Raw genomic sequence first — 22886 nt, 5'->3', positions numbered from 1 at the left:
GCACCCTACACCCAAGAGTGCAAAACCTTCGGTAAGATGAAAGACTGCCACGTTACAGCTTTCATTCATATGACAAGGAACGGCATCGGTATTCGCACGGCTCAATTGCGATCCTCACGGCTTACTGGTCAAATTCACGTTTATGATGGCTCAGGGAAAGGCAAGTCACAAGCAGCTTTAGGAGTTGTTTTGCGATCTATTGGTTTAGGGATAAATACTGCCAACAATTCTAACCGTGTTTTGCTGTTGCGGTTCTTAAAAGGACCAGAACGGGATTATGACGAAGATGGGGCTATTACCGCCTTGCAACGCGGTTTTCCCCATCTAATCGACCAAGTTCGCACTGGCAGAGCAGAATATTTTGGACCAGACGAAATTACGCTTTATGATCGGGCTGAAGCAGCGCGGGGCTGGGATGTGGCTAAAGGTGCTGTAGCCTCGGGTTTGTATTCAGTTGTCGTCTTGGATGAAATTAACCCCGTTTTAGATTTAGGTTTGCTTGGAGTCGATGAAGTGGTGCGGACACTAAAATCCAAACCACAGGAGTTAGAAATCATTGCTACTGGACGCGCAGCACCGCAACAGTTGCTGGATATTGCCGATTTACACTCGGAAATGAAACCCCATGTCCACCCAACAGCAAAAGCACAGGGAATACAAGGTATAGAAATTTATACAGGGGCTGGCAAAGGTAAATCTACGAGTGCTTTAGGTAAGGCGTTAAAAGCTATTGGTCGGGGAATCAATCATCCTGGGTCAACTCGCGTATTGATTATGCAGTGGCTAAAAGGTGGCACAGGCTACACTGAAGATGCTGCTATAGCTGCTTTACAGCAGTCATATCCAGAGGTGGTAGACCATCAACGCTGTGGACGAGATGCCATTGTCTGGCGCAACTCCCGTCAAGAAATGGACTACTTGGAAGCCGAACGCGGTTGGGAAATTGCTAAGACTGCGATCGCCTCCGGATTGTACAAGACCATTATCCTTGATGAGCTTAATCCCACAGTTGACTTGGAACTCCTACCAGTCGAACCGATTGTTCAAGCTTTACTCCGCAAACCCCGCGATACTGAAGTTATTATCACTGGTCGCTGCCAAAATCAGCCAGCATACTTTGACTTGGCTAGCGTTCACTCTGAAGTTTACTGCCACAAGCACTACGCCAATCATGGTGTAGAACTTAAGCAAGGGGTAGATTTTTAAATGAGTCATTAGTCATTAGTCATTAGTCATTGGTTAAAATAGCTTGACAATTGACTAATGAGTAAATCCCAGTCACCCAATCAACAGTAACTTGTTTTGTCATTATGGATAACAATACGCTTGACTTAATCACAGGGGGAGTGGCGATCGCTATTATGTTAGGCGGCTTCGTCATGATGTTTACCACTGTTTTCACCACCAAACGCAAGTAAGCAGACAAACATTCAAAAAACAAGACGAGACACTATCTATGTCATAAGATGTGCAAGAAGCGCGATATGCAAAGTTTGTGAGTGTAACGAATGTCAAATATTGTTAAGCGCCAATCTCGGAACCGAAAACTCAAGCAAAAGCCCATCGGTTTACTTTTAGTTATTTTGGCTTGGAGTTTAGCTATGGGATGGCTGTTAGCCTTGGCAACTCATGCTCAAGGTGCGACTCCTAGCTCAGAGGTAGGTACCGTTGACGTAGTGCCTGCACAATACCAACTGGGACAAGAAGTGTATATAGAAAACTGCTCCACTTGTCACATTGCCTTACCACCCGCTGTTTTGCCTACCCAAACTTGGAAAAATCTCCTGGAAGACACACAACATTACGGTACACAGTTAAAGCCTTTAGTCGATCCGCCACGGATTTTAGTATGGAGGTATATTACAGCCTTTTCCCGTGTGCAACTACAAGACGAACAAACACCATATCGCGTTAATAGCTCCCGGTATTTCAAAGCTTTGCATCCCAAAGTTAAACTACCCAACCCCGTGGAGATTGGCAGCTGTGTTAGCTGTCATCCCAGTGCTGCAGACTTTAACTTTCGTCGCCTGACTCCGGAGTGGGAGAACTCGCAGTAATCGAGTAATCAATTCACGCATTCGCATTCAGGAGAAATTCAAAAGGTACGGCATCATAGAATTTCTCTGTCACTCCCTCACTCCCCCATCTGCCTCATCTGCCTCATCTGCCTCATCTGCCTCATCTGCCTCATCTGCCTGTTGGGCGATCGCTACCTATGCATGGTCGGGCTTCTGTGCTGTATCTGGAGGCAAAATGATACTATAAAAACAGTTTAAATTTAAGCTGAAAATTAAAACCAATCATTTAGTGAATTAATTGGCTTTTTATACTGCTTTTTTTAGCAGAACCTCATGTACAACCGATGCAAAACCACAAAGCCTCAGCAAGGCGCGTTGCTGAAGGCATACGCTCCAGGAAGGGAACCCCGCAGCAGGCGACTGGCGTGCATGGTTCCCCTTCGTGCATGCAAACTGCCGTTCGGTTGAGTTAAGAGTTTATAATCAATCGCAATCCTTATAATTTCCATCCCCCTTGATTCTGTATAATCTGCCATGCTAAAGACCTTGTTGGGCGATCCCAACGCTCGTAAACTTAAGAAATACCAACCTTACATTACAGAAATTAATCTTCTAGAGGAAGAAATAAAAGCCCTTTCGGATGATGAGCTAAAGGGCAAAACAGTAGAGTTTAAACAGCGTCTCAAGAAAGGCGAAACTCTGGATGATATCTTAAGCGAAGCGTTTGCTGTAGTACGGGAAGCAGGACGGCGAGTGTTAGGGTTGCGGCACTTTGATGTTCAACTTTTAGGCGGTGTCATCCTGCATACAGGGCAAATTGCCGAAATGAAAACTGGTGAAGGGAAAACTTTGGTTGCTACCTTGCCGAGTTATTTGAATGCCCTTACAGGAAAAGGCGTACACGTCATCACTGTAAACGATTACCTGGCTCGTCGGGACGCGGAATGGATGGGACAGGTGCATCGCTTCTTGGGATTAACTGTAGGGCTGATTCAGCAAAGCATGACGCCCACTGAACGCAAGAAGAACTACGACTGTGACATTACTTATGTCACCAACAGCGAAGTGGGTTTTGACTACCTGCGCGATAACATGGCGACAGACATCAAAGACGTGGTGCAGCGCCAGTTCAACTACTGCGTAATTGACGAGGTAGACTCTATCTTAGTTGACGAGGCGCGGACCCCGTTGATTATTTCCGGACAGGTAGAAAGACCCACAGAAAAATATTTAAAAGCCGCTGAAATCGCAATAGCGCTGCAAAAAGAAGAGCATTACGAAGTTGATGAAAAAGCTCGTAACGTGCTGCTGACGGATGAAGGGTTTGCTGAAGCGGAACAGCTTTTGGGAGTAAAAGATTTATTTGACCCAGAAGATCCGTGGGCGCACTTCGTTTTTAACGCCATTAAAGCAAAAGAACTGTTCCTCAAGGACGTAAACTATATTGTCCGCAATGGAGAAGTGGTTATCGTAGACGAATTTACTGGTAGAGTCTTGCCAGGACGGCGTTGGAGCGATGGACTGCACCAAGCAATTGAAGCAAAAGAACGAGTAGAAATTCAGCCGGAAACTCAAACTTTAGCGACAATTACCTACCAAAACATGTTCTTGCTGTATCCAAAACTCGGTGGTATGACCGGAACGGCAAAAACGGAAGAAGTCGAGTTGGAAAAAATTTACAAACTGGAAGTTACGGTAATCCCCACCAACAGAACGAGAAGACGCCAAGACTTGTCTGATATGGTCTTTAAGACAGAAGCGGGCAAGTGGGGGGCAATTGCTAAAGAATGTGCGGAAATGCACAGCATCGGCAGACCAGTGCTGGTGGGAACAACAAGCGTGGAAAAATCGGAATATCTCAGTCAGTTGTTAAGGCAGATGGAGATTCCCCACGAACTGCTTAACGCCAGACCAGAGAACGTGGAACGCGAAGCGGAGATTGTCGCGCAAGCAGGACGTAGGGGTGCAGTAACAATTGCGACAAACATGGCGGGTAGAGGGACTGACATTATCTTGGGTGGTAATGCCGAGTATATGTCACGTCTGAAGCTGCGGGAATACTTGATGCCCCGCATTGTGAAGCCGGAAGATGATGATACGTTTGGCATTCACAGGGCGGCTGGATTACCGTCCCCCAGCACTGGCGGAGGTCAAGGTTTTGTCCCAGGTAAGAAAGTGAAAACTTGGAAAGCTTCGCCACAGGTTTTCCCGACTCAGCTTACCAAAGAAACTGAGAAACTCCTCAAAGAAGCGGTGGAAATTGCTGTGCGGGAGTATGGCGATCGCAGCTTAACAGAACTGGAAGCAGAAGACAAAGTCGCTGTGGCGGCGGAAAAAGCTCCCACGAACGACCCGGTGATCCAGAAATTGCGCGAAGCTTACAAGCGTATTAAGCAGGAGTACGAACAGTTCACCAATCGCGAACACGATGAGGTCGTGGAATTAGGCGGTTTGCACGTGATTGGTACAGAACGTCACGAGTCGCGACGGATTGACAACCAGTTGCGGGGACGCGCAGGACGCCAAGGTGACCCGGGTTCGACAAGATTTTTCCTCAGCTTAGAGGATAACTTGTTGCGGATTTTTGGTGGCGATCGCGTCGCACGCCTGATGGATGCCTTCCAAGTAGAAGAAGATATGCCCATCGAATCCGGAATGCTCACCCGCAGTTTGGAAGGCGCACAGAAAAAAGTCGAAACCTACTACTACGACATCCGTAAGCAGGTGTTTGAGTACGACGAGGTGATGAATAACCAGCGCCGTGCTATCTACGCCGAACGTCGTCGGGTGCTAGAAGGGCAAGACCTCAAAGAACAGGTCATCAAGTACGCTGAAAAAACGATGGATGAGATCGTTGATTTCTACATCAACCCAGACTTACCCTCAGAAGAATGGGAATTAGACAAGTTGGTTGATAAGGTCAAAGAATTTGTCTATCTGTTGGCGGACTTGCAGCCAAATCAATTAGAAGATATGTCAGTTGGCGAGATTAAAGCCTTCCTGCACGAACATGTGCGAATTGCTTACGACCAAAAGGAAGCCCAAATTGACCAAATTCAAGCTGGATTAATGCGGCAAGCTGAACGATTCTTTATCTTGCAGCGGATTGATACCCTCTGGCGGGAACACCTGCAACAGATGGATGCCTTACGCGAATCCGTGGGATTACGCGGTTACGGTCAAAAAGACCCGCTGATTGAGTACAAGAGCGAGGGGTACGAATTATTCTTGGATATGATGATCAACATCCGCCGAGATGTGGTTTACTCCTTGTTCATGTTCCAGCCGCAACCTCAGCCAGCGATGCAAGCACCTTCAGAGATGGTTTGAGGTGAAGCACAATAAATGAGATCTCATATCTCACGCAAAGACGAGGGCAGCGCTCTTGGTCGGGAAATCCTCCTGCATAGCGCTGGCTCGTCTTTGTGTTATTGAGTGAAATTGCCTAACAGTTTTCTATCATAGATATAGAAACCTTTGCGGTTTTTACTACGGAGGCTCCCACAACGCAAACACCCGTAAAAGTACGCTTTGAGGAGTACCTAACTGAGGATGACGGGACTAACAACCGTTATCAACTAGTAAGTGGGAGACTGGTTTTAAGGAGAATAGTTATGGATAAGGTTTTTTCGATAGACAAGCTGTGCTCTGAGTCGTCAGGAGAAGTCCCAACTGCGGGGGTAGGTAAGATGTCCAAGGCTGACCGTCTTGTAGTGCGTGGTACAACGGAATATTCTATATATTATCGTGCAAAGGTCTTCAAGCTTTTGATAGTCGCCATGACAGCATTGGGAATCAGTTTTTTATCGCCTCAACAAGCTTCGGCACAAACTAATTCTACTTCCAGTCCTCCTGGTGTGGGCAACATTCCCAATTATCCTGTTGGGACGCGCATCTATCCGAATGGTGTGATTAACACACCAAATGGCAGTACGATTGCTCCTGCCACGACAATTAATAATGGCAACGGTACTACCACTTACTATTACCAGGATGGGACGCGCATTAACACCAATAGCAATACAGTTAGTCCTGGTGGAAGTTTTCTCACACCAGGAAGCTCGAATGGAGGGTTCCCACCTACACCCCAAAACCCTAACAGAGGGATTTTGCCCGCGCCAGGAAACTCGAATAGAGGTCTGAACAATCAGTAGCTACCCTCAGACCTTAAGGAGCGAAAAATCTCAAAAGGGCAAGTTCAGATCAAGACTCCTTACGGCTTTAGCTTTTGAGGATTGTCAATTCATATAAATAGGAAGAAGCTTCAGTGTAACAGGTTTAACTCAAGCGACTATTGCTACATTTAAAGCACTTGGAGCAGTAGAAGTTTAACCTACAGCAAACTCTGTAAATTTTCTTTTATAAGGCGAGTGAAATCCTAATACAATATCTTGCTTGGGAACGCCTAACTCTACTAATTCATCGGCAATGTTAGCTTCCGTACCATTATGCTGAATCCAAATTTTTTCATCCTTGATATCAAGATGCAAAACGCAACCATATACCCGTCTCTTGTTCTGCCAACCCACATAAACTAACTGATAGTGGTCATGTTCAGTATCAAAAATAGTCTGTACTTCAACTTCACCTTCTGATTTACCGTACTGACTATATGTTGTTAGTAGCTGTTTAATATATGCTCGATAATCATCTAATTTTGCCATGTGATAATCACCTCATTTTCAATGTTATAAATTAGCAAACGTAATTGATATTGTTGAATTATCATCTGAGTAAATGGCAGTTGAAAAAAAGTATCATAGGTATCGGATGGAACTGCTAAATATAAAGCACGTTCTGGCTCTTTTTGTGAAAGTGCAAAACGATAATTAATAAACTGTCCAAGGGCAGTATGAAATTCAGAAATGGTTGATTGACCAATAAAACTCTTAACTTCTACAGCTATTTTTTGTCCTTTTCTTTCAGCAGCAATAATCTTTTCTGCACCTAAATCAATGTAGAGTTCAACCAAACCCCACTCAATACGTAAAGGGTCATCAGTAATAGTCCACCCATCCCTTTGTAATGCCGATTTAACAATATCGTGAAATTTATCTTTAGCTGACATAACCTGTTTGTCCGCCCTTTTTGGGCATTCTATTTATATGCTATCCATCTTCTCAAGGCATAGCCAGGGCACAAACTCATGAGTGACAATAAAAGCAAGGTTAAATTTGTCAATAAGCAATTTTGCTTATTTATGCGGAATTGTAACGGTACGCCTCTGGCTTTGTGCCTGTACAGGATATAAGCGTGCGTTCACCTGCACAGTTACAATGATGAAGACAGTTTTCGACAAAACGCGAGGCAACAAATGGGATTGGCTGGGGTGAGAATTATCTTAGTAGAACCAGCAGGTCCTATGAATGTAGGGTCGATCGCACGGGTGATGAAAAATTTTGGGTTCAATCATCTGGTGTTAGTTAATCCTCAGTGCGATCCGCTTTCACCAGAAGCGTTGCAAATGGCAGTCCATGCCAAGGATGTTCTAGAATCAGCGGTATCAGTAGCGACAGTAAAAGAAGCATTGCAAGGATGTACGCGGGCGATCGCCACGACAGCTCGTGTTCGTAACTGGGATTCCCCCCTAGAAAACCCCCGCACAGCGCTACCCTGGTTATTGGAGCAACCAGAACAACCCGCCGCGCTCATTTTTGGTAGGGAAGACAGGGGATTGAGTAATGAAGAATTAAATTATGCTCAGCGGTTTATTCGCATTCCTACCAGTTCGAGCTATCCATCGTTGAATCTGGCGACTGCTGTGGGAATTTGCTGTTATGAACTGGCACATAGTGACGCCCAGAATGAAGAGGACACGGGGACTTCTTCTCTCTGGGCGTCTTCTAGTGAGCCTGCACCTTTGGATATCTTGGAAGAATACTACCAGCAGCTAGAATCGCTACTGCTTGAGATTGGGTATCTTTATCCTCATACGGCAGCCAGCAGGATGGAAAAATTCCGGCAGTTGTACAATCGCGCTCAGCTACAAACTAAGGAAGTTGGCATGTTGCGAGGTATTTTACGGCAGGTAGAATGGGCGCTTGAGAACCGGAACAATCGTGAAGACTTTTGACTCATCGGTTACCATGTATCCAGTCATCCTCCCAAAGCCTTTGATTATGGCTTAAACTAAACACAAAAATGTTATTGGTAAGCAGAAATTGATTTCAGTAACAAGGAGCTTTAAAAGTCACTTTGAATTGTAATTAGGGAGTCGGCACAAAAAAAAACAATTCAATGCCTATCAAGGTTTGAGACAAAAGTAGCTCCGCCCCTAAGGTGAAGCCTTTATAAATATGTTTTAGATTATACACTTTTATCAGCATTGTCTTTTATGCCAATGAGAACCGTTATAAAAACTGTTTCGCGGCGTCAACCCGCCAACGGTCAGCCGGTTAAGCGCAAAGTCCAAAAGCAGGGGCAAAATAAAGTTGAAGTGCCAAAACAGCAGCAACGAGCCTCGCATAAACCAACAACACCTACACGTATAAAATCCATTCCCCCTCTTAGCCTTGCAATACCGACACGAACCGGGGTAGTAGCCCAAACAGTCAAACCAATGGCTACCGCAAAAGGGAGAATTCCACCGTATAACCCAAAGACACCACAGTTCAAGAATGTGGGGGCGCGGAAGCAGCCGTTACCCAGAAAAACCATTCCAACCCGAAAAACGCGGTTAAAGCCGATGGCAAGAACATTTTTGTATGGTCTGCGGTTGTTAATTGTGGGAGTTGGTATCGGTGCGATCGTAGGCACGGCGTTATCAGTATTAGATCCTGCTACTCGCATCGCCACACCAGAAGCAACATCACCTGAGACAACTATCAGGCAAGAAACACAACCACAACCTACCCAAAATCCCCCAGTAGCGGCTTCCAGCTTATTGTTAACTCAGGAAATTTCTTCTTTAAAAACTGTTATACAAAATTTGGCAGCGGCAAACCCCAATCTCACACCAGGAGTTTTCTTGGTAGATTTGGACAATGGCGGTTATGTGGATGTGAATGGCTCCTCTAGTTTTTCTGCTGCTAGCACGATTAAAGTTCCGATTCTAGTTGCCTTTTTCCAAGATGTAGATGCTGGCAACATTCGCTTAGATGAAACACTCACCATGCAGAAAGAAATGGTGGTAGGCGGTTCTGGGGATATGCAGTACAAACCAGTGGGAACCCAGTTCACAGCGATGGAAGTCGCAACTAAGATGATGACAGTTAGCGATAACACGGCAACAAATATGCTGATTGCCCGCTTGGGTGGTATGCAAGTGCTGAATCAGCGTTTCCAGAGTTGGGGTTTGACAACCACTGCAATTCGCAGTCCACTTCCCGATTTGCAAGGGACAAACACCACCAGTCCCAAGGAGTTAGGGAATTTGATGGCGATGGTGAGTAAAGGCAATTTGGTGAGTATGTCATCACGCGATCGCATGCTGGATATTATGCGCCGCACAGTCAGAAATCATCTCCTACCAACCGGTTTAGGACCAGGTGCAACCATTGCCCATAAAACAGGGGATATTGGGACAACACTAGCAGATGCGGGTGTGGTGGATATGCCGACTAGCAAGCGTTACATAGTCGCTGTTATGGTACAACGCCCTAATAATGACGCCCGCGCCGAAAAACTCATCAGCTCAATTTCTCGTGCGGCTTACCAACAGTTTAGCCAGACTACTGCCATACCAGGCACTACAGGCAGCACAATGCCCCCAACTGGTTATCAGTCTCCTGTCATGAGTCCGCCTTTACCTAACAACATACCCAACAATATGGGAAGAACAATGCCCCCAACTGGTTATCAGTCCCCAGTCATGAGTCCGCCTTTACCTAACAGCATACCCAACAATATGGGAAGCACTGTACCCAACAATACTTATCAGTCTCCCGTTCAGCCCCCAGTGATGAATCCGCAGTATTATTATCCTTACCAACGCTAATCTCTGTTTCATGACATCTACTACACCCTCAATCCAATTTTTTGCTGGCATTTTTGAAGAACTCAGCAACGTCAGCTTGCGAGGTAACCCTAGTTCTGGAAAGCGCATTGTTTTGATGAGATTCAATCAATTGAAAGCTTTGGAAAAATTTAACAGCTTCACTAAACAATCTTTAAATTCCATGCTTTTGACAGACGAAGAAGGTGAGATTAGCGTGACTCCTTCTTCCACACAATTTATTTTTGGCGGTGCAGAAGGTGATGAATTGCAGCGTGTAGAGTGCAAATTTGAAATTGAGCAAGATGACCATTGGGAACGATTCATGCGCTTTATGAATCGTTATGCTGAGGCTAATGGTATGGCATATGGAGAATCTTGAACCTATTCACTAACCGTTTGTAACAGTGCTGGCGTTTCCACACTTTCTTCATACTCAGCCCAAGAGGTCGAATCCTTGCCCAAAGGTAGCCCGACGATTCGACAAATCAGCGTGAACAGAAGAACTAAACCGAGATTAATCAGCAAAGCAGCCACTCCGGCATATATAGAGACGCTGAGTTTGCCAAAATGAAGTGGAAAAATTGAATTGAAACCTTGTGCTACCATCATCTGAGTCCCTGCAATCATGCCGCCTGCCCAACCTGCAACCAAAGCCCACCGGTGAAACCAACTGGTGTAGAGTCCTAAGAAAACAGCAGGTAAGGTCTGCAAAATCCAAACTCCTCCAAGTAGTTGAAAGTTAATAATATTTGTGGTTGGTAAACCCAGAATAAACACCAAAGCGCCAAACTTAACTACGAATGAAGTCAACTTGGCAACGGTGGATTCCTCGTGTGCGGTGCAATTTGGGCGGAAATACTCTCGATAAATGTTGCGGGTGAAAAGATTCGCAGCTGCAATTGACATCACTGCAGCTGGTACTAACGCCCCAATGCCAATAGCAGCAAATGCAAACCCTGCAAACCAACTGGGAAAGATGGCACTCAACAGGGCTGGAACCGCACCGCTTGCTTTGTAGGCGCTAGGCAACTCGATATGAGCAGCGATCGCCATATAACCCAACAGCGCTAGCACACCCAACATGAGGGAGTAGATAGGCAGTAATGCAGCATTGCGTTTGATCACGTTACTGTTTTTACTGCTAAGAACACCCGTGATCGAATGAGGATACAAAAATACAGCCATTGACGAACCGAAAGCTAGCGTGATATAAGCCGGATACTGAGCTGGTGCGAGAAGTTCATGGAATGTTTTGGGATTTTGCAGGGCATGTTGATGAACAGCCGCAAAAATATGATCAAATCCGCCCAATTTGGATGGAATATAGACAAGGGCTACGAGCACAACCAGCAGGATCATGAAATCTTTGACAAAGGCAATCATGGCTGGAGCGCGAAGACCGCTTGTGTAAGTGTAAGCCGCTAGAATGACAAAGGCAATAATCAATGCGGCTTCTACTGGAACCCCGATTTGGGCAATGCAGACCTCAATGCCAAACATTTGCAAAGCAATATAAGGCATGGTTGCCAGAATTCCTGTCAGCGTCACAGCCAAAGACAATAGGCTGCTACCAAAGCGTTCTCGCACAAAATCAGCCGCTGTGACATAGCCGCGATTTTTAGCGACAGTCCAAAACTTGGGCATGACAAGATAAACGAGTGGATAAGCCAAAGCCCCGTAGGGAATGGCAAAAAATCCCGCAGCACCTGAGCTATAGAGGGCGGCGGGCACAGCAATGAAGGTATAGGCAGTATACAAATCTCCACCCAATAAAAACCAGGTCACGACTGTTCCAAAACGCCGTCCTGCCAATGCCCACTCATCCAGTAAATTTAAATCACCTCGACGCCAGCGAGCTGCGACAAAGCCAAGGATCGTAACCAGAACAAAGAAAAAAATAAATACGGTTAATGCTATCCAGTCCATGATGGATATCCTCCTAATCAGTTTATTTGCAACAGAACTAAGCTTTCAGTCGATATAAACCAGCTAGAAGTAAAGACGTAAGAAATATCCAGAGCGTTTGATACCAATAGAAGAATGGAATCCCTACCAATGTGGGTTGATTTCTGTTATAGAAAGATGGATATGACAGGGCAATGGCTGGAAGAATTAAAAGCCAGCGCAGCCAAACACGTTTATTTTGAGTTGGGCGACTCACCATAACCTCTCCCTTTATAAGTTGAGTAACACGCAGGAGACTGAGCCGATGTATTGCAATTGGTACTTTGTTGCACTGCTACTGCTCTACTTCCTACACCGATGAGAGTTAACGATGTTGAAGCAATCGCGCAGAGTGAATGTTGAAAGATTGCCATTCGCTTCACATTTGAGTTATGAAATCCCTTAATTTGGGAATCCTCATGGCTTATCAGCCACTAAACTAAAGTATTTCGCATCCGTTAAGGACCAGACCAGGCAAGATTTACCAGTTAAGTGAAACTTAATCACAAAAAGTGAGGTGAAATATGCTTTCTTATATCTTGTATATAAGTGTTAATTCTTATAATTAATGAAATTAAAATAACATTAATTATATGTGTGGAATACGAAAATTCAAGCTGTTGGAGCCTGCTTATACCAATTTGAAAAAAGAATGCGACAGATACACACTCTCAAACCCTCGTTATATATGGCTTTCTTAATGCCGTACCTTATGAATGAGCGAATGCGTGAATTGGTATTAGGGAGGCTTGGTTTGTATAGCCACACTTTTCTAGAGTGTTGGTGCAAGATATGAGATCTGCGATCGCCTTTAACAGCGCTGATACCGCATCCCTGGCAATTGCGAAACTAAACCCATGAGTTCCAACTGCAACAAAGCGCTGGAAACTTCACCCGCACTCATCCCGGTTTGTTGGATAATAAAATCAAACGGTAAAGATTCTGAAGCGATCGCATCCATAACCCGTTGAAGTTCTGGTGATAAAGTTGGCAACGGTAACTGCTGTTCTAATGACGGCGATGCTTCAACAGAATCGAGTTGTGGTATTGCTCCCAGCATTTTTAACAGTTCGTCTAATTCTTTAAGAATGGGAGCAGCCCCTTGGCTGAGTAATTTTAAACACCCTTGAGATGGGTAATCATCCAGTCTTCCTGGTAGGACATAAACATCTCGCCCAAAATCGTTTGCGTAACTTGCGGTAATCAAAGCACCCGATTTTATCGGTGCTTCCATCACCAAAACAGCACGACTCAAACCTGCGATAATTCTGTTACGACGGGGAAAGTGAGTGCGATCGGGTGGGGTTTTTGCTGGATACTCACTGACAACCAACCCAGCCGTCAAAATCTGCTTGTACAGTTCTAGATTTTTGGATGGATATACCACATCTACACCCGTACCTAAAACTGCGATCGTGCGTCCTCCAGCTTTCATCGTAGCGGCGTGACTTTCAGTATCTATTCCCTCTGCTAAGCCAGAAACTACTGTGAACCCATTTTTAGCCAAAGCCGTACTAATTTGGCGAGTCCAACGAATACCATACTCCGAAGGTTGGCGTGTACCGACGATTCCAACGAGTTGTTTTTGTCCAAGATTTTCTTGCAAGTCTACTTCACCGCGATAGTAGACAATCGGCGGTGGACTGGGAATTTCTAGCAGTAACCGGGGATAGTCTGCATCTGCTGGTGTCCAGAAATTCGGGTTTTGCTCTTGGTGTTGCACAAGAAATTGTTCAGGTTGCAGACGGGAACGTTGTTGCACGACCTTTTGCAGAGTCTGAAAACCAAAACCTTCTACTTTTCCCAACTGGGCAGGCGTAGCTTCCCAAGCTGCTGCCAGTGTACCAAAATGCTGCTGCAACCGTCGTAGTAATACTGGACCAACCCCAGAAATTTGTGACCAAGCTAGCCAGTATGCACGTTCTTGTCCCAATAGTCCATCCTCACCTCTTCTGGGTTTATTATTCCCAAATTAGAAAAGCAAAGCGGACTTCCAAAAAATAAAATCTAAACTGCCTGTGGAGGAATAAGCGCGTGGATGTTGCTGTATGTTTTCCGACTTACGGCATCTGGAGTAATGACCAATGAAGCAGGAAATTTTTTCAAGGCGACGTAGGAGTTGCCCCATCCTCAGTCGTAAGACAGGATGGGGAGGATAATTAAATAGTCAAAAACTTTGCTAAACTTAGTCAAACTTTGGGAATTTAAGAAAGTTTTTCACAGAGCTTGTGTTGTATAATTAAGTTAATGCCGAAAACCAAGGCTAAAATTTCTGGTTTGTAAACCACAGTCGCGGTCATTACTAGCAAGCCTGTAAAAAGGTCAAACGGGAAGTCCACAGTTTGTTAAATTAGCTGAAAATAACGGGTGACAAATGACTAAAAGCCTCAAAAAGGTTATTCGTTTCGATACATAGGGTGGGCTACACCCGAATTTACGCTTGTGGACTGTTGGAGCCGACTCCCTTGATAGAAGCAAGAAGCAGACCCTCTAAAGGAAACTTTAGTTGAATGGCTAGCTTTAAATAAGTTTGGTCAAGTTTTGTATAGCAGAATGTCACGTTTTTATCCGCAGTCCAAATGTTGTATCAAAAAGGCTCAAGCATTCTTGCCTGAGCCACTGCTAAATAAAATTAATTTCCTAGATTAATGGGTTAGCTCAAAGAGCTAAATCTATTAAGCTTAGTAGCGGTTGCGGAAGCTGTTGTTTCCCCGATTACCACCAAACGAACCTCTTTCTTCCCTGGGCTTAGCCTTAGTCACTTTTAAATCACGTCCCATCCACTCCGCACCATTGAGCGCATCAATGGCAGCTGTTTCTTCAGCATCTGTACCCATTTCTACAAAACCAAAACCGCGCATACGACCTGTTTCACGATCCGTAGGTAGCTGAACGCGCTTGACAGAACCATATTCTGCAAACACAGTATTGAGACTATCTTCTGTAACTTCGTAAGAAAGATTGCCTACATAAACTGACATAGATTGTCTCCGAAATTATAAATGTGTGGAGATTTAGGTTTCGGAGAAAAGTTTGTAAATACCAAAAACAAAAAGCCTGTCAATATTAAAAACAAACGCTGTTAACCGAATTAATTCTCAGATCCCATCATGACATAGCAAAATACTTTTAGGGAGAAAGTTGGAAAAAGCGTTATATAAAGTTATGTAAGCAATTGATAGCTAGGTATAATCATGGCACAGCTTGAAGGCATACTCTCTACAGTTTGAACAATCATCTGCCGCCCATTGTTCGTCCATGCGAAGGAGCTTAAAATTTTGAGAACCGCTATAGCACTTTGAGTTGTGGGATTATTTTGTATAAAGCTATACAAGTATATGCTTTGAAGAAAACTCTACACTAATGATATATAGCAATCCGGTTTGATTTTTGAAAAAATTTAAGTATCTTTCGGGTGTGCCTTGCCCACTATATCTAGGTTATATCTGGGTTTTAGTGAGCAAGGCACACCCTACATGTATTTCAAAAATCTGCGGAGGAATCCTATGTCATACGTTTGTCTAACCAAGTAGGAGAGTATTGTTTTAACACATCATAAATTTATAGTTAGTGTTGTGTTACATTGGCATTACTTGCACTCGCGAAGTATTGAACAATTGAGAGGAAACCATTATCGTCATCCAAAAGCAACTCATTAACTCCCAAATCAAGTCACCTCAAGTTTTCTTGATTGACCATGAGAACAACAACCGTGGTTTGATGGATACACAGGAGGCTCTACAGCTAGCACAGAGCGTAGAGCTTGACCTAGTTCTAGTCTCGGAAGGCAAAGACGCTCCAGTTGCGAAGGTTCTTAACTATGGTAAGCTTCAGTATCAAAAGAAAAAGCGTCAGGGACAGAGCGCTAGACCTACGGTAAAGGAAGTTCGGCTCCGTCCTAACGTGGGTGTGGCTGATTACAATTTACGTATCGAGCAAGCAATTCAGTGGTTGAGTAAAGGCGATTCAGTAAAGTTTGTTATTCGTTTACGAGGTCGAGAACATCAATATCGTGAACAGGCTGGAGAACTGTTAGAGCGGATTGTAACTGCTCTCTCGCAAGTAGGTAAAGTCCAGTCGCTTGATAAACGCTCACTGATTGCTCAAGTCATTCCTGCCTAAATTAGTTTTCCAGGAATATTTTAGTGAACTCAAGTAGCCAGACGAACTCCTATATGTGCTGGCTACTGTAATGCTGTCGTGTGCTGTATTATTCAAGCTTTCCACTTCACAAATAGGGCATAAATATAAGCGATCGCCTCAGAAATGACTGTTCGCACACCTTCGCTAGAAACCCACCATTTCTTGGGATCGTATTCTGCTGGTTCAGCAGCAATCACTCCCACTTTGATTTTGGGAGCAAGGACTTGTTTGTATATCAGCCAACTTCTACGGGCATGGGCATCATTTGTAAACAAATTTACTGATTCTAGCTGGTCATTTGAACTTGATAGCCATTGATGAAATGCCACCGCAGAGGCATGAGTACGATCCCTAATAACTTTAGGTGTCGGAACAACGACCAGCTTTTCTTTTGGTACACCCATTTCTTTCAAAGTTGCTGCGGCAATTTCTGCAAAATTCTTGTATTCAATCAGATAGGAACCTCTTTCCACTGGTCCTCCTGTGGTAAAAATTTGGCGATAGGAACCAGTGGAAATTTCGCCAACCGCTTGTTTTAGTGCTTCGTCTGATAGCCATCCTTCTACAACCAATGCATCTGCTTTGATGGGGGAAGTGACTGCTAGAAATGGGTGTATGTAAGTTATCATGAAAAGTAATAAAATAGCGGCAGTTGCGAACAGACTCACCCATCCTTGAAGGGTAAACATCCACATTTCTTGCCGCTTTATTAACCGAATTTTCGGGAATTTTTGCTTTTTATAACGAATTTTAGTAGGCATTACACCTTTGCTAAACGCTGTGCCTTCAAATATTCAAACACAGATTTATCCCCAATATCCGGAGGAATTGCTTGTATTGCTTTCCGTGTGGCAAACACCACAAACAAAATTGCCCACAGTCCTAATAAAACCTGTTCTCCTTGTGTTGGCAAGACTCCAAGCATATGCCCTAGCAGTAGTACCGGCACTATTGGCGTCAGTATTTTGGTTTCCAGACGATTGAAGCAAAATGCTTCTTTGAAGTAAATCCCTGTCAAAGCGACAAAGGTAAAGCCCACTCCCAACAACGTCAGTGGTTGGGTGTAAATGGTTACAGCTAAAGGTGTACTGCTAGATAATGCCAGGATAACTGCGGTTATGCTGCCAATAACCCAACAAACTTGCAAAAGTCGGTGCAGAAACGCCATATATATATGGATGGTCAGTAAACTGACACCAAGCGCCAGACTGAAACAGGCATATAGAGGCGTTAGGAGTTGGAAATTAGGGTTATTGTTTAGCACAACCAAAGCGCTGCCTATGGCAAAACTGAGTGCAGCTACCATTAAGCCAGTACGGTAGATGATCACGCCTGTGCGATCGCCCTCAGTTAGAGTAAATTCTCCAAACTGACCTTGATACACTTCTGGTACATATACTGTTTGCTGAGTCATAGTTATTTGAGATTTGACATTTTGGATGACTTGGTGGTAAAAGCAAAAAATTTTTCAATCCACAATTTCTATGGTAATAAGCACCAACCGCTACGCGTTTACAAAATCAGCGAAAAGCTTGTGATATAAGCATGCGTGAATTTTAAATGCGTGAATGCGTGAATGCGTGCGCCTGCGGTACTAGCTTTCAAAAGCAAGTTCCACCGTATCTTCCAAGTGTATCTGCAACTGTGAGTGTGCGTTACCGCGATTGATGGCAATTTCTACCCAACCGTGACTTTCAACGAGTGCGATCGCCTCTCCAACTTCCACGTCACTATAAGTTTCACTTCCTGTAATCGTTAACCCAGCTGCTTTAACATACCAGGTTTTGCCTTGCACGTAACTCCCTGGAATGTTCGTCACTAAGTTACCGAAGTGGTCAATATATTGAATAGAACCTGCTATACCAGTTTCTGTTAAAATACATCCAGATATGTCCATCTGTACCAAAGTTGCTGAGTTAATTGGATTCCCCAGTTCTTGAAAAGGGACTCCCTTGGCAAGATGTGCAGCGACTGGTGCAAAAATATCCCTCCCGTGGAAAGTCTTGCTGGGTTGAGAGATTCTCCAATAATCAGGGTTTGTCAATTCTACTACTGCGAGCGCTGGACTTTGACTTAATAATCCGCTGAATGTGCCATTATCTGGTCCTACCAAAAACCCATTGGCAAATTGTACTGCGATCGCCCGTCGCGTTCCTCCCACACCCGGATCGACCACTGCTAAATGCACAGTCCCATCTGAAAAGTACGGGTAAGCATTCATCAGGCAAAACCTAGCCGCTGCGATGTTTTGCGGCGGAATTTGGTGTGTCAAGTCTACCACCCTCACTTGGGGGTTGATTTCGGCAATGACTCCCTTCATTACGCCGACATAAATATCGCGATCGCCAAAATCGCTGAGCATAGTGATCATGGGGTTAGGATGCATCTGGCTATAATATATTTCTGGTTGATTAATATATATGACATTTCATTTGTCTGTAACATAAGCTACGAAAAATTTGCTATGTTATGAAAAGCAGACATATAATGGAGAAGTTAAAGAGGCTAATTGTCAAAATGACCAAGAACAGAGTGCAAGCAATAACAAAAGCACGGGAAGTGCATCAATCGAATATTAAAAGAAGCTTAGAACATCGCTTAGAAGTAGCTAGAGCCAAGGGCGATGAAAACCTAATTCGGCTGCTGGAAGCAGAAATGAAGTATTTCAGCTAAGTCAAGATTTTATTGTTCTAGTTCATAGTTTTGTTGTGTATCAGCCCGCTTAAGCGGGTTTTTGTGTGTAAAGGGGACTGGGGATTGGGGACCCTTGGATTGGGGTAGTGGTATATCAAACCAAAAATTATGTCTGGGGAAATATTGACCATCACCAAGTCGGGAGCATTTCCACTCTTGAGCCAGTCCCCAGTACCCAGTCCCGGGGCGACCAGTTGAAATAGCGTTCCAGCACAAAAATCCTCACCCCTAACTCCTTTGCCACCTTGGGAGAGAGTTTAAAGGTGAGGAAACTGACGATAAGTGATTAAGCGGATTTTGTATTAGAAGTTATTTGACACTGGCTTCGAGGCTTTGACCAGAACCAGAGGAAGATACTTCGCCTAGATTAATCTTGACCACACGATTACGGACTTCTTCTACCTTAGGCAGGGTAAGAGTCAGAATACCATCGCGGTAGTCAGCTTGTACCTTGTCATTTTGCACTGCAACTGGTAAGTTAATGATGCGCTGGAACTGACCATAACGGAATTCAGAGTGCAGGTGGTTGGAGTCGTTATGCTGGCGCTGACGTTCTCCAGAAAGAGAAATAGCATCACGAGTGACTTGCACATCGACATCCTTTGCCGCAATACCAGGAAGCTGTGCTTTTAAAATCAAGTTATCACCTGCATCAATTAACTCAACAGCAGGAGCCCAAGCAGCAGATGATGCATCATTAGTTTGAGCCGTTAGCTCATCAAACACTTGATCCATCTGACGACGAAGGTTTTCTAATTCTCTGAAAGGTTGCCAGTAGCGAATCATCATAAACTATTTACCTCTGCATTAGTTACTAGTTACTAGGTGTTATTCAGTAATTCTTGCAGCGTTTCTACTGCTGACACCTGCTATCTTGCCCTAATACTCTATGGGGTGAAAATGCAGAGAACACGACATTTGAAGTAGTGTTTTTCCCACCTCGGGAAGATGAGTTTTAAACAGTTAAACTTTCAGATTTTACGCTTTTATTAGTTGGTAAGAAGTACGGTTGTCTTCGTACAGTTCAGTACGGTTTATAGCTGTTTGCAACTGCATTGAATACAGTTCTTGTGGGGTGGGCATCTTGCCCGCCCTTGAATCTAGAACGGGCGGGACGCCCATTCCACTCATAAGCATCAGTACTGTAATCCATTCAATAGACTTCTTGCAGAAGTCGGGGAAAAGGGGAAGGTGGGGTCCCCTCTGGGGATAAGGGGCGGGGGGAAGGGGTCCAAGGGAAAACCCATCCTTTACCCTTTGCCCTTTTCCCTTTTCCCAACAATGAGCAAAAGTGACTTTTGCAAGAGTTCTAATTGAAAACTGCTGTATAAGTCTGTCCCAAAGGCAAATCATGAACTGAGAAAAAGTGGATGTGCAAGGAAATGTACATCCACTTTTTTTGACTTCACTTTTCATAAAAGCTATTTCACCTGTGTGACGCGCCAACTGAGCTTCAAATTCACCCAGAAGTTCCAAACAGTAGCGACTGCGATCGCAATCAGGTTAGCAATGTAGCGATTAGGAATGACGAAATTAAACACCAAGTTCAACACCAATACATTTAACACTAATCCGGCAAGACAGATGATATTGAATTTCAAAAACCGCTTCAAGCGCTGACGCCATTGCTGCTGGTGGCTGCTGACATCGGCAAAAGTCCACATATCATTCCACAAGAAATTATTGACAATTGCCACTTCACCTGCAATGATTTTGCTGCGCGTCAAAGGCAAACCCAAAGTCGTCGGGTCACTAAGCAAGTAAAGCACTGTCATATCTACAAATACCCCCGATAGTCCCACCAAGCCAAAGCGGAGGAAGCGACCAATCGGGAAACCGATGCGTTGAGAGAATTGTCCCACCTTCCCTGTAGATAGTCGTAAACGGATGAGGTGGTGGATGTACTCGACATATTGCTTCCACGTTACTTTACTTTCACCCTCTTTGCGCTCACTGAACACATAGCCGACTTCAGCAATTTTGCCGACGTTTCCGCGCCCGATGGCTTCCAGCAGAATTTTGTATCCCACGGGATTGAGAGTTTGACCGACTATACATCGGCGACGGATCATAAAATAACCGCTCATCGGGTCTGACACTCTTCCCAGAACCCCTGGTAAGATTATTAATCCTAATAGCTGAGCGCCTCGTGACAAAAAACGCCTGATAAAACTCCAGCTGCTGACTCCACCGCCGTCCACGTGACGACTAGCGACTGCTAAATCTGCTCCCTCCTCCACCGCTTGCAATAGTTGCAACAGCACATGAGGTGGATGCTGCAAATCGGCATCTATCACCCCTAAAATACTTCCTGTGGCTGCTTGCCATCCGCGAATCACTGCACTGGATAGTCCCCTCTCATTCTGTCGTCGCATCACCCGCAGTTGCGGATATTCTATTATCAGAGACTGTGCAATCTTCCAAGTGCCATCTGGACTATCATCGTCTACGACAATCAGCTCGTAGTTTCCTGGTATTGACTCATCTAGCAAGTTGCTCAATACAGAGACGATTTTTTGGATATTTCCAGCCTCTTTGTAAGTCGGAATTACCAAAGACAACAGGGGTTCACTATCTGCGTTTATCGTTGCTCTCGGCAATTCTGGAATTCGTAATGCACCAGTAGGTACTGACAAGAGGGAATTAGGTTCGATGCTATTCATGTAGAGAGAACTTTCTGGGGAAACAGCGCTTTTAGTAAATATGTTCGAGCCTGCTTTTGATGGTTTTAGTCAAAATTAATAGTTGCTTATTCTCGGTTTTTTCTATCCAAAGAGGTATCTCTTAGGTATGACTTTAATGAGTATAAGTTTAATTTGGAAAGTTTTCCTCTAAATTATATAGTTAATTCTGCTTATTTTTTTGACGTAGTACTTAACTATCTGGAATAAAAGTAAGAGTTTACACTTCAACTCTCTATTGAATAGCTAATCATACTGATTTTTTTGTCTTTGAAATCGCCATTCCTTTAAGGATATGAACGGCAAATTAACGCATAGCTGGGCGCTCCCTCCGACTTGGTTACGGTTTCTAGTCATCGTCATATTGGTAGTGGGCGTGTTTTTTCGCTTTGTGAATCTTGACCGAAAAGTCTACTGGTTCGATGAAGCTTTTACGTCATTACGAATTTCTGGCTACACAGAAAGAGAAGCGATCGCGCAACTTTGCAATAATAAAGAAATTGGCGTTGAAGATTTACAGAAATATCAGCGTCTCACTCCAGAGAAAACCTTAACAGATACTCTTAAATCTCTAGCAGTAGAAGACCCTCAGCATCCACCGCTCTATTACGTGATGACGCGATTTTGGGTGCAATGGTTTGGTAATTCAGTTGCGGTAACGAGAAGTTTGACTGCCCTGTTTAGCTTGCTGGCATTACCCTGCATCTATTGGCTCTGTCTGGAATTATTTAACTCGTCGCTTGTGGCGTGGGTTGCAGTTGCACTGCTAGCAGTGACGCCATTCCATGTGCTATACGCACAGGAAGCGCGGGAGTATAGTTTGTGGACTTTGACAACTTTGCTATCAAGCGCAACACTACTACGGGCAATGCGACTAAAAACAAAGCTGAGTTGGGGAATGTATGCAGTCACTGTGGCATTAGGACTGTATACATTTCTGTTTTCTGGGTTAGTGACAATTGCTCATGGTGTCTATGTAATTGCAACTGAAAGATTCCGATTAACCAAGAGAGTTATTGCTTATCTGCTTGCGTCTTTAATAGCAATTCTAGCTTTCACACCTTGGATAGTGGTTATTCTTAGTCAATCGGCTCAAATTAATAAAACAACAGGCTGGACAGGTGAAGTTAAAATACCTCGGTTACTTCAGATTAAAGAGTGGATTGTTAACCTTAGCTATTTTTTCGTTGATTTTGACTACGATTTGATACGTGGTGCTGAAGGCTCTTGGTTAAAATTATTAATAAAATATTCAAGTCCTTTTATCTTAATTTTTGTCGGATATTCAATTTATTTTCTCTGTCGTAAGTCTCCAAAGCAGGTTTGGTTGTTTGTCTTAACATTGATTGGGTTTACAGCGCTACCCTTAGCAATACCAGATTTCATTTTGGGTGGGATACGATCGCAAACTCCTCGGTATTGAAATAAGTTGCTGAAAGTATTAGCAAACATTAGCAAGCAACAGCAGAT

General features: G+C 44.1%; 23 protein-coding genes. 10 read left to right on the top strand and 13 right to left on the bottom strand.

Translation table 11 applies throughout. The features are described from left to right. The first annotated feature begins 69 nt into the window (after nucleotides 1-69). Together AACT52_RS30460 and AACT52_RS30455 are read left to right on the top strand one after the other, a co-directional pair. A complete protein-coding gene (locus AACT52_RS30460) occupies nucleotides 70-1206 on the top strand; it encodes a cob(I)yrinic acid a,c-diamide adenosyltransferase (RefSeq protein ID WP_073628045.1) in 1137 nt (378 codons plus the stop codon). A 302-nt stretch (nucleotides 1207-1508) separates the two neighbouring features. Next, nucleotides 1509-2057, top strand: coding sequence for a cytochrome C (locus tag AACT52_RS30455; protein WP_073627825.1), 549 nt, complete (start codon nucleotides 1509-1511; stop codon nucleotides 2055-2057). 323 nt (nucleotides 2058-2380) lie between these two features. Here the strand turns inward: AACT52_RS30455 and AACT52_RS30450 are convergent, their stop codons facing one another. Beyond that, nucleotides 2381-2554 (bottom strand): hypothetical protein, encoded by a 174-nt coding sequence (locus tag AACT52_RS30450; RefSeq protein ID WP_158054507.1) that lies wholly within the window; start codon nucleotides 2552-2554, stop codon nucleotides 2381-2383. Here AACT52_RS30450 and secA point away from each other — a divergent pair. Continuing rightward, nucleotides 2553-5348, top strand: a complete 2796-nt coding sequence (secA, locus tag AACT52_RS30445) for a preprotein translocase subunit SecA (protein ID WP_073627823.1) — start codon at nucleotides 2553-2555, stop codon at nucleotides 5346-5348. The two genes, AACT52_RS30450 and secA, sit on opposite strands and share 2 nt — an antisense overlap. A gap of 284 nt (nucleotides 5349-5632) precedes the next feature. Further along, entirely contained in the window at nucleotides 5633-6172 is a 540-nt protein-coding gene (locus tag AACT52_RS30440) for a hypothetical protein (protein ID WP_073627821.1), read from the top strand. Nucleotides 6173-6346: 174 nt separating this feature from the next. On the opposite strand, the gene AACT52_RS30435 is transcribed toward AACT52_RS30440, so the two are convergent. Both AACT52_RS30435 and AACT52_RS30430 read right to left on the bottom strand, forming a co-directional pair. Continuing rightward, nucleotides 6347-6682 (bottom strand): XisI protein, encoded by a 336-nt coding sequence (locus tag AACT52_RS30435; RefSeq protein ID WP_073627819.1) that lies wholly within the window; start codon nucleotides 6680-6682, stop codon nucleotides 6347-6349. After that, nucleotides 6670-7086 (bottom strand): XisH family protein, encoded by a 417-nt coding sequence (locus AACT52_RS30430; RefSeq protein WP_073627817.1) that lies wholly within the window; start codon nucleotides 7084-7086, stop codon nucleotides 6670-6672. The genes AACT52_RS30435 and AACT52_RS30430 overlap by 13 nt, the downstream gene beginning before the upstream one ends. Before the next feature lie 246 nt (nucleotides 7087-7332). On the opposite strand from AACT52_RS30430, the gene AACT52_RS30425 reads away from it, so the two are divergent. The 3 genes from AACT52_RS30425 to psb28 all read left to right on the top strand — a co-directional run bounded on the left by AACT52_RS30425 (nucleotide 7333) and on the right by psb28 (nucleotide 10333). Continuing rightward, complete coding sequence (locus AACT52_RS30425) at nucleotides 7333-8091, top strand: RNA methyltransferase (RefSeq protein WP_073627815.1); 759 nt, start codon at nucleotides 7333-7335, stop codon at nucleotides 8089-8091. Between the two features lie 261 nt (nucleotides 8092-8352). Then, nucleotides 8353-9954 (top strand): serine hydrolase, encoded by a 1602-nt coding sequence (locus AACT52_RS30420; RefSeq protein ID WP_073627813.1) that lies wholly within the window; start codon nucleotides 8353-8355, stop codon nucleotides 9952-9954. Nucleotides 9955-9964: 10 nt separating this feature from the next. After that, the gene (psb28, locus tag AACT52_RS30415; RefSeq protein WP_073627811.1) at nucleotides 9965-10333 is read left to right on the top strand and encodes a photosystem II reaction center protein Psb28; all 369 of its coding nucleotides are present in this window, start codon (nucleotides 9965-9967) and stop codon (nucleotides 10331-10333) included. A gap of 2 nt (nucleotides 10334-10335) precedes the next feature. On the opposite strand, the gene mctP is transcribed toward psb28, so the two are convergent. The 4 genes from mctP to AACT52_RS30395 all read right to left on the bottom strand — a co-directional run bounded on the left by mctP (nucleotide 10336) and on the right by AACT52_RS30395 (nucleotide 14879). Further along, nucleotides 10336-11880, bottom strand: a complete 1545-nt coding sequence (mctP, locus tag AACT52_RS30410; RefSeq protein ID WP_073627809.1) for a monocarboxylate uptake permease MctP — start codon at nucleotides 11878-11880, stop codon at nucleotides 10336-10338. Nucleotides 11881-11917: 37 nt separating this feature from the next. Next, nucleotides 11918-12118, bottom strand: coding sequence for a DUF3311 domain-containing protein (locus AACT52_RS30405; RefSeq protein WP_073627807.1), 201 nt, complete (start codon nucleotides 12116-12118; stop codon nucleotides 11918-11920). Between the two features lie 591 nt (nucleotides 12119-12709). After that, the gene (gene dprA, locus AACT52_RS30400; protein WP_073627805.1) at nucleotides 12710-13831 is read right to left on the bottom strand and encodes a DNA-processing protein DprA; all 1122 of its coding nucleotides are present in this window, start codon (nucleotides 13829-13831) and stop codon (nucleotides 12710-12712) included. A gap of 748 nt (nucleotides 13832-14579) precedes the next feature. Next, a complete protein-coding gene (locus AACT52_RS30395) occupies nucleotides 14580-14879 on the bottom strand; it encodes an RNA recognition motif domain-containing protein (RefSeq protein WP_073627803.1) in 300 nt (99 codons plus the stop codon). 649 nt (nucleotides 14880-15528) lie between these two features. On the opposite strand from AACT52_RS30395, the gene infC reads away from it, so the two are divergent. Beyond that, nucleotides 15529-16020, top strand: coding sequence for a translation initiation factor IF-3 (gene infC / locus AACT52_RS30390; RefSeq protein WP_083630019.1), 492 nt, complete (start codon nucleotides 15529-15531; stop codon nucleotides 16018-16020). 92 nt (nucleotides 16021-16112) lie between these two features. Here the strand turns inward: infC and AACT52_RS30385 are convergent, their stop codons facing one another. The 3 genes from AACT52_RS30385 to AACT52_RS30375 all read right to left on the bottom strand — a co-directional run bounded on the left by AACT52_RS30385 (nucleotide 16113) and on the right by AACT52_RS30375 (nucleotide 18412). Beyond that, nucleotides 16113-16802 carry a YdcF family protein gene (locus AACT52_RS30385; RefSeq protein ID WP_073627799.1) on the bottom strand — a complete coding sequence of 230 codons (690 nt, stop codon included), beginning with the start codon at nucleotides 16800-16802 and terminating at the stop codon, nucleotides 16113-16115. Then, the gene (locus AACT52_RS30380) at nucleotides 16802-17455 is read right to left on the bottom strand and encodes a DUF2301 domain-containing membrane protein (RefSeq protein WP_073627797.1); all 654 of its coding nucleotides are present in this window, start codon (nucleotides 17453-17455) and stop codon (nucleotides 16802-16804) included. The genes AACT52_RS30385 and AACT52_RS30380 overlap by 1 nt, the downstream gene beginning before the upstream one ends. 180 nt (nucleotides 17456-17635) lie before the next feature. Continuing rightward, entirely contained in the window at nucleotides 17636-18412 is a 777-nt protein-coding gene (locus tag AACT52_RS30375; RefSeq protein WP_198940831.1) for an SAM hydrolase/SAM-dependent halogenase family protein, read from the bottom strand. Nucleotides 18413-18558: 146 nt separating this feature from the next. Between AACT52_RS30375 and pirA the strand changes: the two genes are divergently transcribed. Then, nucleotides 18559-18714, top strand: a complete 156-nt coding sequence (gene pirA / locus AACT52_RS30370) for an arginine synthesis PII-interacting regulator PirA (RefSeq protein WP_198940826.1) — start codon at nucleotides 18559-18561, stop codon at nucleotides 18712-18714. Between the two features lie 330 nt (nucleotides 18715-19044). On the opposite strand, the gene AACT52_RS30365 is transcribed toward pirA, so the two are convergent. The 3 genes from AACT52_RS30365 to AACT52_RS30355 form a co-directional block, all read right to left on the bottom strand. After that, nucleotides 19045-19524: an Hsp20/alpha crystallin family protein gene (locus tag AACT52_RS30365; RefSeq protein ID WP_073627789.1), complete on the bottom strand. Its 480-nt coding sequence runs from the start codon at nucleotides 19522-19524 to the stop codon at nucleotides 19045-19047. Nucleotides 19525-19759: 235 nt separating this feature from the next. Beyond that, entirely contained in the window at nucleotides 19760-19888 is a 129-nt protein-coding gene (locus tag AACT52_RS30360; RefSeq protein ID WP_272937062.1) for a hypothetical protein, read from the bottom strand. A gap of 268 nt (nucleotides 19889-20156) precedes the next feature. Continuing rightward, the gene (locus AACT52_RS30355) at nucleotides 20157-21398 is read right to left on the bottom strand and encodes a glycosyltransferase (protein ID WP_073627785.1); all 1242 of its coding nucleotides are present in this window, start codon (nucleotides 21396-21398) and stop codon (nucleotides 20157-20159) included. Nucleotides 21399-21711: 313 nt separating this feature from the next. Here AACT52_RS30355 and AACT52_RS30350 point away from each other — a divergent pair, with 313 nt between their 5' ends. Continuing rightward, nucleotides 21712-22839, top strand: a complete 1128-nt coding sequence (locus tag AACT52_RS30350; protein ID WP_083630017.1) for a glycosyltransferase family 39 protein — start codon at nucleotides 21712-21714, stop codon at nucleotides 22837-22839. The last annotated feature ends 47 nt before the right edge of the window (nucleotides 22840-22886 follow it).

It is taken from the genome of Scytonema sp. HK-05 (genome assembly GCF_963872035.1).
In the GTDB taxonomy this organism is placed as follows: domain Bacteria; phylum Cyanobacteriota; class Cyanobacteriia; order Cyanobacteriales; family Nostocaceae; genus Kalymmatonema.
Note: the sequence above shows the minus strand (reverse complement) of the source record. Positions and strands in the feature narration are given on the sequence as shown.